Below are 14,805 nucleotides of genomic sequence, written 5' to 3' on the forward strand. Positions count from 1 at the left end.
TGGGCGCCCCCGCCTCACCCGGATCGGACCCGCCCCCGGTGTACCGCCTCACCGACATCGCCCTTTCGAACTGGTACCTCATCCGGCGCGAGCAGATCCGGATTCGGGGCGCGGCGGCGCTCGTCGGGCCGACGGGGGCCGGCAAGTCGACGATCTTCGATGCGGTCGGCACCGTGCTGGCCGGCAACAATGCCAGCCGGCTGGCGCTGAACGCCTCGGCCTCGGGCCGCAGCGCGCGCACTGTGCGCGACTACTGCCTCGGCTGGATCAGCGACCCGGCCGAGGGCGGGCGCCCGACGCGCGAGGCCTGCGAGACCGTCATCGCCCTGGTATTCGAGAACGCCGAGAGCGGGCGCACGGTCTCCTTCGGGCTGGCGCTCGCCGCGCGGGCGACCGACCAGAAGGAGGAGGTGCTCTCCCGCTTCATCGCCACCGGGCACCGCTTCGAGATCGGCGACTACCTGCGCACCAATGCCGAGGGCAGCTTCACCGCGCCGTGGACCGAGATCGCCAAGGACCTGCGGCTGCGGGCCGAGCGCTTCGAGGAGTTCCGCTCCTCCGGCGAGCGCTTCACGGCGGAAGTGCTGGCGACCTTGCGCGAGGGTGCGCCGGCGCCGGACCCGCGCCACTTCCTGCGCACCTTCTCGAACGCGGTCGCGTTCAAGCCGATCTTCGATTCGAGCGCCTTCGTGCGCAGCTTCGTCCTCGACCCCGAGCCGCTCGACGTCGCCCGCGTCCGGCAATCGGTCGAGAATTGGCGCCGGCTGCTGGAGACGATCGAGGAGCTGGAGGTGAAGCTCGCGCGGCTGAAGCGTCTCGCCGGGCGCTACGAATCCTGGGCCGACGCGGTGCTCGCCTCCGGCATCCACGAGGCCCGGGCGGCCAGCGCCGAGCTGCGCCGCCGCTGCCACGATCTCGTGGCGGTGCGGGCCAAGCTCCGCGCCGGCGCCGAGCCGCTGCGGATCGCCCGCGAGAGTGTCGCCACGAGCCGCGGCTTCGTGCGCGACATCGACGGGGAGATCGCCGAGAAGAAGGCCCTCGTCGTCGGCGGCGCCACGGACGGGCGCCTGGCCGCCTCGACCATCGGCCTGTCGATGCTGGAGCGCGACCGGCGGGACCTGGCGGCCCGGGTCGCCGACCTCGTCGGCCTCGTCGGGCAGATGGGCAAGCTCCAGGCGGTCGCGCCGGTGCTGCGCCAGGTGGCGCCGCAGGCCGCGCGGCTCGCCGAGGCCTGCGCCCGCTCGGGGCTGCGCCGCGAGGCCCCGCCGGAGGAGACCCTGCGCCACGACGGGCCCCTCCCCGACCTGATCGAGGGCCTGCTGCGGCTGCCCGAGTTCGACGAGGCCCTGGACCGGGCCGCCGAGGACACGGCGCTGAAGGCCCGCGCGCAGGAGAGCGAGGCCGAGCGCTCGGCCCCCGCCCCGGCCGCAGGGCACGGCGCGCGGCTCTCCTCCGACACGGTCGCCTTCCGCGCCGAGCTGGCCCGGCGCAACATCGATGCCGTGCCGGTCTGCGAGCTCGCGGAGATCGTCGATCCGCATTGGGGGCCGGCGCTCGAGGGCCTGCTCGGCCGGGCGCGCGAAGCCCTCGTGGTCGCGCCCGACCGGCTCGAGGAGGCGCTCGGCGTGCTCCAGGGCAACCGCGACCGCTTCAGCCGCTGCATCCTGGTGAAGACGACCGACACCGCCGGCCAGCGGGCGCGCCGTTTCGACGACGGCCCGCTCTCGGTGATCGAGACCGACGACCCGCACGCCGCCGCCTTCCTCGGCGTGCGGCTCGGCGGCTACGATCTCGCCCGCGACGACGCCGAGCTGCGCCGGATGAGCCGCGCCGTGGCGCCGAGCGGGCGCACCACCGCCGGCATGGCCTACTCGGTGACCCGCTCGGTCGACCTGCTGATGACGCGCGGCCAGCGTGGCCCCACCGCCGAAGGCCGGCGCAACCACGAGGTCGCGGTGGCGGAGGCCAAGCGCCTGCGCGGCGAGGCCGTGGTCCTGCGCGAGGCCGCGCGGACGGCGGCGGCGATCCGCGCGCGCATCGCCCGCGGCGTCGAGGATTGCGACGCCCTGCGCGAGGAGATCGACGGGATCGAGGGCCGCAAGCGTACGCTCGCCACCGAGCGCGAGGCGATCGAGAAGCGCGACACCGCCGGCCTCGCCGAGGAGATCAAGGCGCTCACCGCCGAGCGCATCGCCTACCTGCGCGAGCTCTCCGAGGTGCTGGAACCGAAGCTCGACGGCCTGCTCGCCGAGGAGGCCGGGCTGAAGGCGCGGCTCGGGGCCGGGCGCGAGGCGGCGCGTGCCGCCTTCGCCGCCCGCCGCAGCGCCCTGCATAGGCTCGCCAGCGGGGATTGCCTGCGCATCCGCATGGTGCGCGGGCAGGTGTTCTCGGCCGCCCCCGTCCACGCGATCCGCGCGGAGCTGGCCGGGCTGGAGGCGAAGGCGATCTCGGCTGCGGCGTCGGCCGAGCGCAGCCTCGCGCAGGAGGCGGCCGAGAGCGCGCGCTCGCACGGCCGCGCGGCCGAGCGCGACCTCGCCGAGTATTGCGCCCAGTGGCGGATCGACAACCCGCTCGGCCGCGGCGACGGCAACCGCGGCGACCAGCCGGCGACCTTGGGCTATGCCTGGGTCCGGCGCGAGCACGACGAGGTCGAGGGGCACGAGCTGCGCCGCTACCGCGCCCAGGCCGAGCGGGCGACGGACGAGATGCGCCGCCTGATGACGGAGGACCTGCTGACGCGGCTCGCCGACAAGTTCGAGCGGGTGCGCGCGCGGCTCGACGCGCTCAACGAGCGGCTCTCGACCCAGCGCTTCACCGGCCAGACCTACGCCTTCGAGGCCGTGGTCGACCGCCGCTACGCCGCCGTCCACGCGCTGGCGACCGAGGTGGCGCGCTCGCCCGACGCGGCCCAGGCGCTGCTGCCGGACGATGGCGAGGGCCCGATGGCCGCTGCGCTTGCCGAGGTCACCGCCCTGATCTCCGGTGCCGAGGACGCGGCACGCCTGGCCGACTACCGCAACTACTTCGTCTACGAGATCGGGATGCGGGACGGGGCGGGAAACCGCACCACGATGTCGAGCCGGGCGCTGCGCGGATCGGGCGGCGAGGCGCAGGCGCCGTTCTACGTGGCGATCGCGGCCTCGCTCGCCAGCGCCTACTATCCGGGCGACCGGCCGGGCGACGAGAATCCGGGCTTCGGCCTGTGCCTGCTCGACGAGGCGTTCTCGAAGCTCGACGTGCGCAACAGCCAGGCGCTGGTCGATCTCTACGCGGCGTGGGGGCTGCAGCTGCTCATCGCCGCCCCGGAGGACAAGCGCACCACGCTGACCGAGGTGATGGACACCATCGTCACCGTCTACAAGAGCCCGGATCTCGCCTCGGTGCGGATCGAGTCCGAGCACCCGCTGGAGGCGGCCAAGCGTGCGCTGCACGCGATCAATCCGGAGCGGTACGACGACGATCGCGATGCGGCCGAGTAGGCTGCGCGATCGCAATTAGGCACCGCCGGCGCGAGAACGATCGGGAGAACGTCCGGCCAGCGGTGCCAGCCAGACGAGAGGGGGGAACTCATCGAGCCGATTACACCCTAGGGTTTGCTCGGCCGATCGCCATTCACATTTGTGAAAGTGCCGACGACAAAACTCCGGCGTGTCGGACTTATGCACCGTCGCGCATCGTGGGCGGCCGGCGGTCGGCAGCGCGACCGCGCCGCCGCATCGGGCCGGGCGCGGTCGCGTCGCGGAAGCGCCGCCCGTCCGGGGGGCCGGCGCGACGTCTCAGTTCAGGTAGGTGCGGATCCAGTTCGGGGACAGGATCTCGCCCTCGTCCGTGATGATCCAGGGCTGCTTGGCCGGGTCGGTCAGCGCGCCGGCGGCGGCGGCGATCGCCTCGCGCAGGGTGCCGTAGCGCTTGGGCTGCGCCAGCGGCGAGCTTGCCGGCAGGGTGCGCCAGATCGTCAGATCGGCGGGTCGTTCGAGGGCCTCGGTTTCCATCTCACTCTTTTCCTTCCGAAACGGTATCGTCCGTTCAGGCGTCCACGGCCGGCACCAGGGCTGGCCGATCAGGAACGCAGCGTATTTGCCCAGACATCGAAGCATCTCTAAGGCAGCTTCACGATCATTGCGGCACCCTCGTCAGGAACCGGTCATGATTGCGTCGCAAATCGCCCGCGTCGGATTGCCGACCACCGGTGGCAGATCGCGCGCGAACACCTCAGGACTTCGTTTCGTCTTGTCGAAACTGTGGTCTTGAGGAATGACCATTCCGTTAGCGTCTCCGCCGCAGCGCGACGGTGCGGCGCCGCACCTTGACCATTCCCGTGCGAGAACGTTGAAGCGGGCAGGCTGAATGCCACGTTAAGGGTCGACGGATCGCGGGTCGGCCGCGTCGTCGTGCCCGTCGGTCGGAGATCGCGTCATCGTGCCGGATCGTTTCGCGCGCCTCGTGCTGGCCGCCATCCTGGTGCTGCTGGCGCTGTTCGTCGCACAGCCCTACGTCACCGCGTTCCTGTTCTCGCGGGAGGTCCCGCGCGCGGTGACCGCCCGCGGCGACCTCGCACCGGCGGAGGCGACCACCGTCGCGCTGTTCGAGCGGGCGAGCCCTTCGGTGGTGCACGTCTTCGCGCAAGGGGCGGCGCGCGGCGCCGACCTGATGAGCCTCGACGACGAATCCGAGCAGGGCCAGGAGGGCGGCCGGTCAGGCAACACCCAGACCGGGACCGGCTTCGTCTGGGATGCCGGCGGCCACGTCGTCACCAACAACCACGTCGTCCAGGCGGCGATCCAGTCGGGCGGGTCGATCTCGGTGCGCCTGTCCTCGGGCGAGGTGGTCTCCGCGACCGTGGTCGGCGCCGCGCCGGCCTACGACCTTGCGGTGCTGCGGCTCGGCCGGGTGGCGAAGGCGCCGCCGCCGCTCGCCATCGGCACCTCGGCCGACCTGAAGGTCGGGCAGTCCACCTTCGCCATCGGCAACCCGTTCGGGCTCGACCACACCCTCACCACCGGCGTGATCAGCGCGCTCCAGCGGCGCCTGCCGACGAGCGAGGGCCGCGAATTGTCCGGCGTGATCCAGACCGATGCGGCGATCAACCCCGGCAATTCCGGCGGGCCGCTGCTCGATTCCGCCGGCCGGCTGATCGGCGTCAACACCGCGATCTTCTCGCCGTCCGGGGCGAGCGCCGGCATCGGCTTCGCGGTGCCGGTGGACGTGGTCAACCGCGTGGTGCCCGATCTCATCCGCAACGGCCGCGTGCGCAACCCCGGCATCGGCATCATCGCCGGCCAGGAGGCGACCGCCGCCCGGCTCGGCATCGACGGCGTCGTGGTGCTCCGCGTCCTGCGCGGATCGCCGGCCGCCGGCGCGGGCCTGCGCGGGGTCGACCCGCAAACGGGGGCGATCGGCGACGTCGTCGTCGGCGTCGGCGACCGCCCGGTCCACCGCCTGGCCGACCTCACCGCGGCGCTCGAGGCGGCGGGTCTCGGCCAGCCGATCGACCTCGCGGTCGAGCGGGACGGGCGCACCCGCCGCGTGCGCATCACGACGGCGGACGTCGCGGAGAACCGGCCATGATCCCTACCCTCGCCGTGCTGATCGGCCTCGCCGCCGGCCTCTCGATCGCCGCCCCCCTCCCCGCGCCAGCCGCCGAGAGGCCGGCGCGCCCGCGGCTCTGTCCCGAGGACGCGCCGGAGGGCGTACGCCTGCCGCCGCAGCCGGGCTGCGGATCGCGCGAGATCCCGGCGCCGCGGCGCGATTCCGGGTTCCACGAGATCCTTCCGGGCACGGGCATCCGCATCAGCGGGCGCGCGAGTTCCAGCTTCGACATGCGGCGCTAGGCGGATGCTGCTCGTCCTCGGCTTCGCGACGTGTTTCGGCCTGTGGTGGCTCGGCCGGAACGGCGGCCGGCTCGGGCCCAGGCTCACCCCGCGGTCGATCCGGCGTGCCGGCGCCTGGATCGCGATCGGGCTCGCCGCCATCCTGCTGCTGCGCGGCCAGCTCGCCCCGGCCCTGGTCGTCGGGCTCGGCGGCGTCTGGCTGCTCGAAGGGCCGGAGACGCTGGGTTCCCGGCTCAAGCGGCTGCTGGCGTCGATGAAGCCGTCGCCGAGACGGCACCGGACGGCGCGGGTGGATTTCGTCCTGCGCGACGACGGCAGCGTCGGCGACGGCATCCTGCGAGGCGGCCCGCTCGGCGGCCGGCGTCTCGAGAGCCTCGGGCTCGCCGACCTCCGCGCGGTGCTGGCGGTCTGCCGGACGCAGGATCCCGCGGCGGTGGTGCCGCTAGAGGCGTATCTCGACCGCCGGCACGCCGGCTGGCGTGTAGACGCTGAGCGCGATCGCAACGCGGGGCCGCGCCGTCCGGCGCAGCCAGGGACGATGACGCAGGACGAGGCCTATCAGATCCTGGGGCTTGAGCGCGGGGCGACCCCAGAGGCCGTCCGCACGGCTCACCGGACCTTGATGAAGCGCGCCCACCCCGACCAGGGGGGAAGCGCCGAAGGGGCGGCCCGCGTCAACGCGGCCCGCGACAGGCTGACGAACCGACATCGCTGAGACTCCACGCGCGTTGCCAGGGGTGCAGGACGACGTTCGCCGAGGGCGGCGTCCGCCGTCGGCGTCGATGGCGACCGGGACGGCGAAGGCCGCCGGTCGCTGAACGCCACGGTCGAACGGACCGCGGCGCGACGTGAGGGGGATCAGCTGCGGGTGGCGAAGCAGCTGAAGCCGCTGCGCTTCAGGGCGGAGCAGGCATCCTGCGCCGCGTCCTGCTCTTGGAAGCCGGAGAAGCGTGCGCGGTAGAGGGTGGCGCCGCTGTGCTCGACCTTCACCGTGTAGGGCGCGGCCTTCGAGAGGCTGCCGCCGCCCTTCGCCTTGGCGTCGGCCAGCATCGCCTTGGCCTTGCCCTCGTCGTCCATGGCGCCGAGCTGGATCACCCAGGCCGTCGGCACGATCTTCGGGCCGGCGATGGGCTTCGGCGCCTCGGCGCGGGCGATCGGGCCGTCGGCCGACGCGATGCGCTGATCGGATTTGCGTGCGCCGCCCGGGAACGCGGCCTGTCCCGTCGCGGGTGCGGCGTAGGCCTGCGCCGCCTTCGGCAGGGGCTGCGCGCCGGCCTTGAAGGCGCCGGCGCTGCCGGGGGTCGCGGTCGAGCGCCGCGGCGCGATGTCGAGGGGCTGGCCGGCATCGGTCGAGTTCGTGGTCTCGACCTCGTCGTCCTCGGCCGAAGCCAGCTGCGTCCGGGTCCGCGAGACCGCGTCGGCGACGACCGCCGGCCGGGCGCGCTCGGCGACCTCGACGGTCGGCGGCGCCTGGCGGGCGCCGGCATAGGCACGCGGCAGGCTGGCGCGGACGAGGTCGGCCATGATCCGGTCGCGGCTGGCGCCCGACTTGCCGCCGAGCACGATCGCGACGATCTGGCGGTCGTCGGACTTGGCCGCCGTCATCAGGTTGAAGCCGGAATCGCGGGTGTAGCCGGTCTTGATGCCGTCGACGCCCTCGACGTTGCCGAGCAGGTGGTTGTGGTTGCCGATCGTCCGGCCGCGGAAGGCGAAGGACCGGGTCTGGAAGTAGCGGTAGTAGCGCGGGAAGCGGTCCTGGATCGCGCGCGCCAGCACGGTGAGGTCGCGGGCCGTCGTCACCTGCTCGGAATCGGGAAGGCCCGAGGCGTTGGCGTAGTGCGTGCGGCTCATGCCGAGCGCGTGCGCCTTGGCGGTCATCAGCTCGGCGAACCGCTCCTCGGAGCCGGCGATGTTCTCGCCGATGGCGCAGGCCACGTCGTTGGCCGACTTGGTGACGATCGCCTTGATCGCGTCCTCGACGGCGATGGTCTGGCCGGGCCGCAGGCCGAGCTTCGACGGCGCCTGGGCTGCGGCATGGGCCGAGATCGTCAGCTCGGAATCGAGGGCGAAGCGCCCCTTCTCCATCTGCTCGAACAGCATGTAGAGGGTCATCACCTTGGTGATCGAGGCCGGGTGCCGGATCGCGTCCTCGTTCACCGCGTGCAGCGTGCGGCCGGACTTCACGTCGACCACCATCGCGGCGTAGGGCGGATTGTAGCCGCCGCCGGGGCGGACGTGGCGCCCGTGGCGGCGCGCCTCGGCGGGAGACGCCAGCGCGGTCAGGACCGCGGCGGCGGCGAGCGCGGCCGAGATCGTGGGCACGGTCCGGGAGCGACGGGAAACGCTACGCATCACGACTCATTGCCCTCGACAGACCGGCCACGGCCAGTTTGCATCGCACTATTCAGCTCGGACATGCCCTGCGGCGTGGCCCGATCACGTCTGTCAAACACGCTACGGCGATGCAGTTACAGCGCGGTTAATGGAGCCGACGACATTCGACGCATCACTTTTGCATCGCAACACGGATTGACGGCTGATGCTGCAGTGCACAAATGTGACGGGCCGTAGCCGTTCGGGCCGGACGACGGTGGCACCCCGATTGTTCGCGGGCGCGCGGTCGAGGCCGTGGCGCCGCAGGAGATCCTTCATGACCCCATCCTACGCCCCGGCCGCCGACGCGGTCCGCAACGGCCTCGACGGCGCGAAGGCCGGCGCCGCGGCGCTGAGCCAGAGCGTCGGCGCCGCCGCCCGCACCAGCCAGACCATCGGCATCGAGTGGATGGACTTCCTCAAGCAGGTCAGCGCCGAGGTCACCGCGACCACGGAAAAGGTCGTGAAGGCCGGCAGCCCGGCCAAGGCGATCGAGATCCAGAGCGCGTTCGTGAAGACCTCCGGCGAGCTCTGGATGGCGCGCGCGGCGACCTTCCGCGACCTCTACGCCACGCTGGCCCAGGACATGGCGAAGCCGTTCACGACGCTGGTCGGCCGGTCCGCCACGGCGGCGGCGGCGCGAACCCCCGCCTGACCCGTTTGCGGGTGCGGCGGCCCGCTCCCGGACAGTTGCGCGCAGACGACTGGCGAAACCGAATCCCGCCGCCTAGATTGGCTCAGACGCGGCCGGGCCCGTCGCAGCGACGCGACAAGCCCCGGCCGGCACGAAGGAGCCGGTTCCATCACGATGACAGACGTCCCGATGCGGGGCACCGCTCATCCCCACGACTCGACAGGCCGGCCTTCGCTCGAGGCGGTGCGGTTCACGACGACCGCCTCGGACCCCGGGGACCCGGGCGGCGACGATCGCTCGAATACGGCGATCATCACCCGTACCAAGCCGAAGACCAAGCGGCCGAGCCTGTATCGGGTGCTATTGCTCAACGACGACTACACGCCGCAGGATTTCGTCGTGCTGGTGGTCGAGCGTTTCTTCAACAAGACCCACGAAGACGCCTACCAGATCATGATGCACGTGCATCATAACGGCGTCGGAGAATGCGGGGTGTTCACCTACGAGGTCGCCGAGACCAAGGTGACGCAGGTCATGGACTTTGCGCGCAAACACCAACATCCTCTGCAGTGCGTTATGGAAAAAAAGTAGGCTCACGCAGCACAAAGGCTCGAGCATTGCCCAGCTTCTCACGCAGCCTTGAACAAGCTCTCCACCGCGCCCTGGCGCTAGCCGGCGAGCGCCGGCACGAATACGCCACGCTGGAGCATCTGCTCCTGGCGCTGGTCGACGACCAGGACGCCGCCGCCGTCATGAGGGCCTGCAACGTCGAGATCGACACGCTGAAGCGCAGCCTCGTCGAGTACGTCGACACCGAGCTTTCCAACCTCACCGGGGACGGACGCCAGGACGCCAAGCCCACGGCCGGCTTCCAGCGCGTGATCCAGCGCGCGGTGATCCACGTGCAGTCCTCGGGCCGCGAGGAGGTCACCGGCGCCAACGTGCTGGTGGCGATCTTCGCCGAGCGCGAGAGCCACGCCGCCTACTTCCTGCAGGAGCAGGACATGACCCGTTACGACGCGGTCAACTACATCAGCCACGGCATCGCCAAGCGCCCCGGCGCCTCCGAGGCGAAGCCGGTGCGCGGGGCCGACGACGAGGGCTCGAACGAGCGCCCGAGCGACGACGGCGAGAACCGCACGAAGAAGAAGGGCGACGCCCTCGACGCCTACTGCGTCAACCTCAACAAGAAGGCCCGCGACGGCAAGGTCGACCCGCTGATCGGCCGCGAGAGCGAGGTCCAGCGCACGATCCAGGTGCTGTGCCGCCGGCAGAAGAACAACCCGCTGCTGGTCGGCGATCCCGGCGTCGGCAAGACCGCGATCGCGGAAGGGCTCGCCCGCAAGATCGTGCAGAAGGAGGTGCCGGAGGTCCTGGCCGACGCCACCGTGTTCTCCCTCGACATGGGCACGCTGCTCGCCGGCACGCGCTACCGCGGCGACTTCGAGGAGCGCCTGAAGCAGGTGATGAAGGAGATCGAGGCGCACCCGAACGCGGTGCTCTTCATCGACGAGATCCACACCGTGATCGGCGCCGGCGCCACCTCCGGCGGCGCGATGGACGCCTCGAACCTGCTCAAGCCCGCGCTCGCCGCCGGGACCCTGCGCTGCATCGGCTCGACCACCTACAAGGAGTACCGCCAGTACTTCGAGAAGGATCGCGCCCTGGTGCGTCGCTTCCAGAAGATCGACGTCGCCGAGCCGTCGATCCCGGACGCGATCGAGATCGTGAAGGGCCTGCGGCCCTATTACGAGGAGTTCCACAAGCTCAAGTTCACCACCGAGGCCGTGAAGGCCGCGGTCGAGCTGTCGGCGCGTTACATCAACGACCGCAAGCTGCCCGACAAGGCGATCGACGTGATCGACGAGACCGGCGCGTCGCAGATGCTGGTGCCGGAGGCGCGCCGCAAGCGCGTGATCGGCATCAAGGAGATCGAAGCGACGATCGCCACGATGGCGCGCATCCCCCCGAAGACCGTGTCGAAGGACGACGCGGTGGTGCTCCAGCATCTCACCGAGAACCTGAAGCGCGTCGTCTACGGCCAGCCCAACGCCATCGATGCGTTGACCTCGGCGATCAAGCTGGCGCGCGCCGGCCTGCGCGACCCGGACAAGCCGATCGGCTCCTACCTGTTCGCGGGACCGACCGGCGTCGGCAAGACCGAGGCCGCCAAGCAGCTGGCGTCGTCGCTCGGCGTCGAGATGCTGCGGTTCGACATGTCGGAATACATGGAGCGCCACACGGTCTCGCGCCTGATCGGCGCACCGCCCGGCTATGTCGGCTTCGACCAGGGCGGCCTGCTCACCGACGGGATCGACCAGCACCCGCACTGCGTGCTACTGCTCGACGAGATCGAGAAGGCGCATCCGGACCTGTTCAACATCCTGTTGCAGGTGATGGACCACGGCAAGCTCACCGACCACAACGGCAAGCAGGTCGATTTCCGCAACGTGATCATCATCATGACCACGAACGCAGGCGCGTCCGACCTCGCGAAGTCGGCCTACGGCTTCACACAGGCCAAGCGCACGGGCGACGACGTGGAGGCGATCAACAAGCTGTTCGCACCGGAATTCCGCAACCGGCTCGATGCGATCATCTCGTTTGGCCACCTGCCGAAGGAGGTCGTAGCCAAGGTCGTCGACAAGTTCGTGCTCCAGCTCGAGGCGCAGCTCGCCGATCGCAACGTCACGATCGAGCTGTCGGACGAGGCGCGCGCGTGGCTGGTCGAGCACGGCTACGACGATGCGATGGGCGCCCGCCCGATGGCGCGGCTGATCCAGTCGAGCATCAAGACGCAGCTCGCCGACGAGGTGCTGTTCGGCAAGCTGAAGAACGGCGGCGCGGTCCGCGTCATCGTGCGCAAGCCCGAGGATGCGGAGGCGAAGGCCGGCGGCAAGGAGACGCTGGGCTTCGAGTTCCCGGCCGGCCCCGTGGTGCCGAAGCCCGAAGCGGACGTGACCAACGCGGTCAAGAAGCACAAGCGCGCCAAGCCCCGGGCCGCGGCCCGCAAGAAGACGCCCAAGGACGACAAGGGCGGCAATTCGGGTGGCGGCGGCGTCCGCACGGTGCCGAAAGTCCCCCTCGTCCGGGCTTGACGCCGGAGTGACGTGAGCCCGATCGACCTGGCCCCGGAGCGCGCCTCGCGCTCCGGGGCCTTGCGCATGACGGCGAATGCGGCTTTCAGGTTCGCGGACGATTGCACCATGGACGCGGCGGCCGACCGTCGCCGCGAAGGATCGAGCGGGCGTGACGATGAGCGAACTGCATGAGGGCCCCCTCCTGCCCGTCGATCAGCCCACGGCGGCGCCCGCCCGACCGAAGCCCGTCACCCGACGCGAGGAGCGCCGCCGCCGCCGGACCCGCCGCCGCCGCGGCGAGGAGATCCTGGCCTGGGTGCTGGTGCCGCTGATCTGCCTCGGGATCTACTGGGGCATCAATGCCGGCTTCGAGTTCATGGGAACCTCGCCGGGCCAGGTCTGGGACCAGCTGATGCAGGTCAAGGCGATGATGGAGAAGCGCGCCTGATCGCGTCGCTCCGGTCGCCGCACGCACTCGCGCGAACGGAGCCGTCATGTCCCTCACCCGTCGCGCCGCGCTGATCGGCGCCCTCCTCGCGACTCCGGTCGTAAGGGCGGCCGGTCGCGACGGTCCGGTGATCGTCGTCGGCGCCGGCGCGGCCGGGCTCGCGGCCGCCGACATCCTGCGCCAGGCCGGGCGTCCCTTCACCGTGATCGAGGCGCGCGACCGCATCGGCGGTCGCGCCCATACCGAGCTCGGGCTCGGACTGGACTGTCCCTTCGATGCCGGTGCCGAGTACGTTCACTGGGCCGAGCGCAATCCCTGGCGCGCCGTCGCCGAACGCGAGAACGTGCGGATCGCCGGGCAGGAAGGCTGGGCGCGGATCCTGTTCGTCGACGGGCGCCCGGCGACCGTGACCGAGCGCAACCGACGCCGCGCCGCCTTCTCCGGCCTCGACGCCGCCCTGAAGCCGGTGGACGGCCCCGACCGGTCGCTCGCCGAAGCCGCCGCCGCGGCCGGACCGGACATGGCGCAGGCGGCGGCGGGCCTTGCCCGGCTGTCGCTCGGCGAGGAGCCCGAGCGCGTCTCGGTGCTCGACTACGACCGGCTGTGGTCCGGCACCGATCTGTGGCTCGACGGCTACGGCAGCCTTGTCCGCCGCCGCTTCGCGACGATGCCGGTCTCCCTCGGCACGGCCGCGACCGCCATCGATTGGACCGGCGAGGGCGTGCGGGTGACGACGCCCGGCGGCACGCTCGACGCCGCGGCGGTGATCCTCACCGTTCCGGTCGGCGTGCTGGCCGCGGGCACGATCCGCTTCACGCCGGACCTGCCGGCCCCGACGCGGGATGCGCTCGGCGGCCTCGGCATGGGCGCCTACAGCAAGGTCGGCCTCCGGCTCGATCCCGCCCGGATCGACCTGAAGGCGGTGGGGGACGCAGTGTCCGTGGCGCACCGCGGCGACCAGGACCGGACGATCTACTTCGAGGTCTCGCCGTTCGACCGACCGCTCGCGGTGGCCAACATCGGCGGCGACGGATCCCGTGCCCTGTGCGAGCTCGGCGAAGCGGCGGCCGTCGCCGAGGTCACGGACCGGCTGGTGGCGATCCTCGGCACGCAGGCGCGCGGCGCCGTGACGGCAGGCAAGCTTGCCGGCTGGTGGACCGATCCGCATGCGCGCGGCAGCTACGCGATCGCCCATCCCGGCCATGCCGACGCCCGGACCGCCCTGCAGGCGGCGATCGGCGACCGCATCTTCCTCGCCGGCGAAGCCTATGCGGGCGGCGGCGCCATGACGGTCGGCGGCGCGACCCTCGACGGCGAACGCGCCGCGCGGGCCGTCCTGCGGATGCTGGGCTGAGGGGGATCGGACGCGGATCTTGCGTGCGGATCGGGGTGCAGGCCCTCTCCCCTGCGGGAGAGGGGGGCGTGACGTGCGACGCTCTCGCAAGAACCGTCGAGCCGCCCCCTATCCCAAGCGCAGGGCATGCACCGAGAACAACCTCTCGGGGTCGGTCCACACCGTGACCGGCGACCACCCGGCCTCCGCCGCCAAGGCGCGAAAACCGTCGAGCGTGTACTTGTAGCTGTTCTCGGTGTGGATCGTCTCGCCCTCGGCGAAGGCGAAGGCGTGTCCGGCCACCGTCACCGTCTGGTCGGCGCGGCTCACGAGATGCATCTCGATCCGCGAGGCCGCGCGGTTGAACACCGCCCGGTGCGCGAACGCGGCGGCGGCGAAGGTGCCGGACAGGTCGCGATCGATCCGGGTCAGCAGATTGAGGTTGAACGCCGCGGTCACGCCGGCCGCGTCGTCGTAGGCCGCCTCGAGCACCGCGGCGTCCTTGACGAGGTCGACGCCGACGACGAGCGTCGCGCCCTCCCCCAGCACGTCGCCGAACTGGCGCAGCAGGCGGGCGGCCTCCGCGGGCTCGAAGTTGCCGATGGTCGAGCCCGGGAAGAACCCGGCGCGCGGCGCGTCGCCGAGGTCGTGCGGCAGGGCGAAGGGCTGGGTGAAGTCGGCGGCGATCGGCGCGATGCGCAGGGCGGGATGATCGCCCTGGAGCGCGGCCGCCTCGCTGCGCAGGAACGTCTCCGACACGTCGACCGGGACGTAGGCCGCGAGGTCCGGCATGTGCCGGAGCAGGCGACGGACCTTCACGGTCGAGCCGCTGCCGAACTCCACCAGCGCGGCGCCGCGCGGCAGGGCGGCGGCGATCTCGGCGCCTCGCATGTCGAGGATGCCGAGCTCGGTCCGGGTCGGGTAGTATTCCGGCAGCCGCGTGATCTGCTCGAACAGGTCGGACCCGACGGCGTCGTAGAAGTACTTCGCCGGCAGGGTCTTCTGCGGCTTCGCGAACCCGGCCAGCACGTCTTCGAGGAACGCCCGGTCGTCGGGCAAGTGGGCGAGCGGCGTCGCGTCTGCGAAGACGGGCTTGATGGTCACGC

13 protein-coding genes are annotated in these 14,805 nt (G+C 71.7%); 9 read left to right on the plus strand and 4 right to left on the minus strand.

Features of this window, described 5'->3' with window-relative positions:
- The first annotated feature begins 38 nt into the window (after window positions 1-38).
- The gene (locus FV227_RS06790) at window positions 39-3,479 is read left to right on the plus strand and encodes an SbcC/MukB-like Walker B domain-containing protein (protein WP_147858608.1); all 3,441 of its coding nucleotides are present in this window, start codon (window positions 39-41) and stop codon (window positions 3,477-3,479) included.
- Between the two features lie 297 nt (window positions 3,480-3,776).
- Here FV227_RS06790 and FV227_RS06795 read toward each other — a convergent pair whose 3' ends face one another.
- Together FV227_RS06795 and FV227_RS30285 are read right to left on the minus strand one after the other, a co-directional pair.
- Window positions 3,777-3,992: a hypothetical protein gene (locus tag FV227_RS06795; protein WP_147729791.1), complete on the minus strand. Its 216-nt coding sequence runs from the start codon at window positions 3,990-3,992 to the stop codon at window positions 3,777-3,779.
- Window positions 3,993-4,133: 141 nt separating this feature from the next.
- Window positions 4,134-4,262 (minus strand): hypothetical protein, encoded by a 129-nt coding sequence (locus FV227_RS30285; protein WP_281407516.1) that lies wholly within the window; start codon window positions 4,260-4,262, stop codon window positions 4,134-4,136.
- Window positions 4,263-4,419: 157 nt separating this feature from the next.
- Between FV227_RS30285 and FV227_RS06800 the strand changes: the two genes are divergently transcribed.
- Genes FV227_RS06800 through FV227_RS06810 form a run of 3 tightly spaced genes read left to right on the plus strand, consistent with a single transcriptional unit; the run spans window position 4,420 to window position 6,546 of the window.
- Window positions 4,420-5,568, plus strand: a complete 1,149-nt coding sequence (locus FV227_RS06800) for a trypsin-like peptidase domain-containing protein (RefSeq protein WP_147858609.1) — start codon at window positions 4,420-4,422, stop codon at window positions 5,566-5,568.
- Window positions 5,565-5,831 carry a hypothetical protein gene (locus tag FV227_RS06805; RefSeq protein ID WP_246686443.1) on the plus strand — a complete coding sequence of 89 codons (267 nt, stop codon included), beginning with the start codon at window positions 5,565-5,567 and terminating at the stop codon, window positions 5,829-5,831. Before FV227_RS06800 ends, FV227_RS06805 begins: the two co-directional genes overlap by 4 nt.
- Window positions 5,832-5,835: 4 nt before the next feature.
- The gene (locus tag FV227_RS06810) at window positions 5,836-6,546 is read left to right on the plus strand and encodes a DnaJ domain-containing protein (protein ID WP_147858610.1); all 711 of its coding nucleotides are present in this window, start codon (window positions 5,836-5,838) and stop codon (window positions 6,544-6,546) included.
- A 143-nt stretch (window positions 6,547-6,689) separates the two neighbouring features.
- Here the strand turns inward: FV227_RS06810 and FV227_RS06815 are convergent, their stop codons facing one another.
- Window positions 6,690-8,183 (minus strand): SPOR domain-containing protein, encoded by a 1,494-nt coding sequence (locus FV227_RS06815; RefSeq protein ID WP_147858611.1) that lies wholly within the window; start codon window positions 8,181-8,183, stop codon window positions 6,690-6,692.
- Between the two features lie 298 nt (window positions 8,184-8,481).
- Here FV227_RS06815 and FV227_RS06820 point away from each other — a divergent pair, with 298 nt between their 5' ends.
- From FV227_RS06820 to FV227_RS06840, 5 genes are all read left to right on the plus strand, one after another.
- Window positions 8,482-8,859 carry a phasin family protein gene (locus FV227_RS06820; protein WP_187274711.1) on the plus strand — a complete coding sequence of 126 codons (378 nt, stop codon included), beginning with the start codon at window positions 8,482-8,484 and terminating at the stop codon, window positions 8,857-8,859.
- A 153-nt stretch (window positions 8,860-9,012) separates the two neighbouring features.
- Window positions 9,013-9,429 (plus strand): ATP-dependent Clp protease adapter ClpS, encoded by a 417-nt coding sequence (gene clpS, locus FV227_RS06825; protein ID WP_243933045.1) that lies wholly within the window; start codon window positions 9,013-9,015, stop codon window positions 9,427-9,429.
- Between the two features lie 26 nt (window positions 9,430-9,455).
- A complete protein-coding gene (gene clpA / locus FV227_RS06830; protein ID WP_147727264.1) occupies window positions 9,456-11,936 on the plus strand; it encodes an ATP-dependent Clp protease ATP-binding subunit ClpA in 2,481 nt (826 codons plus the stop codon).
- Window positions 11,937-12,093: 157 nt separating this feature from the next.
- Entirely contained in the window at window positions 12,094-12,366 is a 273-nt protein-coding gene (locus tag FV227_RS06835; protein WP_147727263.1) for a hypothetical protein, read from the plus strand.
- A 46-nt stretch (window positions 12,367-12,412) separates the two neighbouring features.
- Window positions 12,413-13,720 carry an NAD(P)/FAD-dependent oxidoreductase gene (locus FV227_RS06840; RefSeq protein ID WP_147858612.1) on the plus strand — a complete coding sequence of 436 codons (1,308 nt, stop codon included), beginning with the start codon at window positions 12,413-12,415 and terminating at the stop codon, window positions 13,718-13,720.
- A 108-nt stretch (window positions 13,721-13,828) separates the two neighbouring features.
- Here FV227_RS06840 and egtD read toward each other — a convergent pair whose 3' ends face one another.
- The gene (gene egtD / locus FV227_RS06845) at window positions 13,829-14,803 is read right to left on the minus strand and encodes an L-histidine N(alpha)-methyltransferase (RefSeq protein ID WP_147858613.1); all 975 of its coding nucleotides are present in this window, start codon (window positions 14,801-14,803) and stop codon (window positions 13,829-13,831) included.
- Window positions 14,804-14,805 lie beyond the last annotated feature (2 nt).

Origin of the sequence: Methylobacterium sp. WL119 (assembly GCF_008039875.1) — a bacterium.
In the GTDB taxonomy this organism is placed as follows: Bacteria; Pseudomonadota; Alphaproteobacteria; order Rhizobiales; family Beijerinckiaceae; genus Methylobacterium.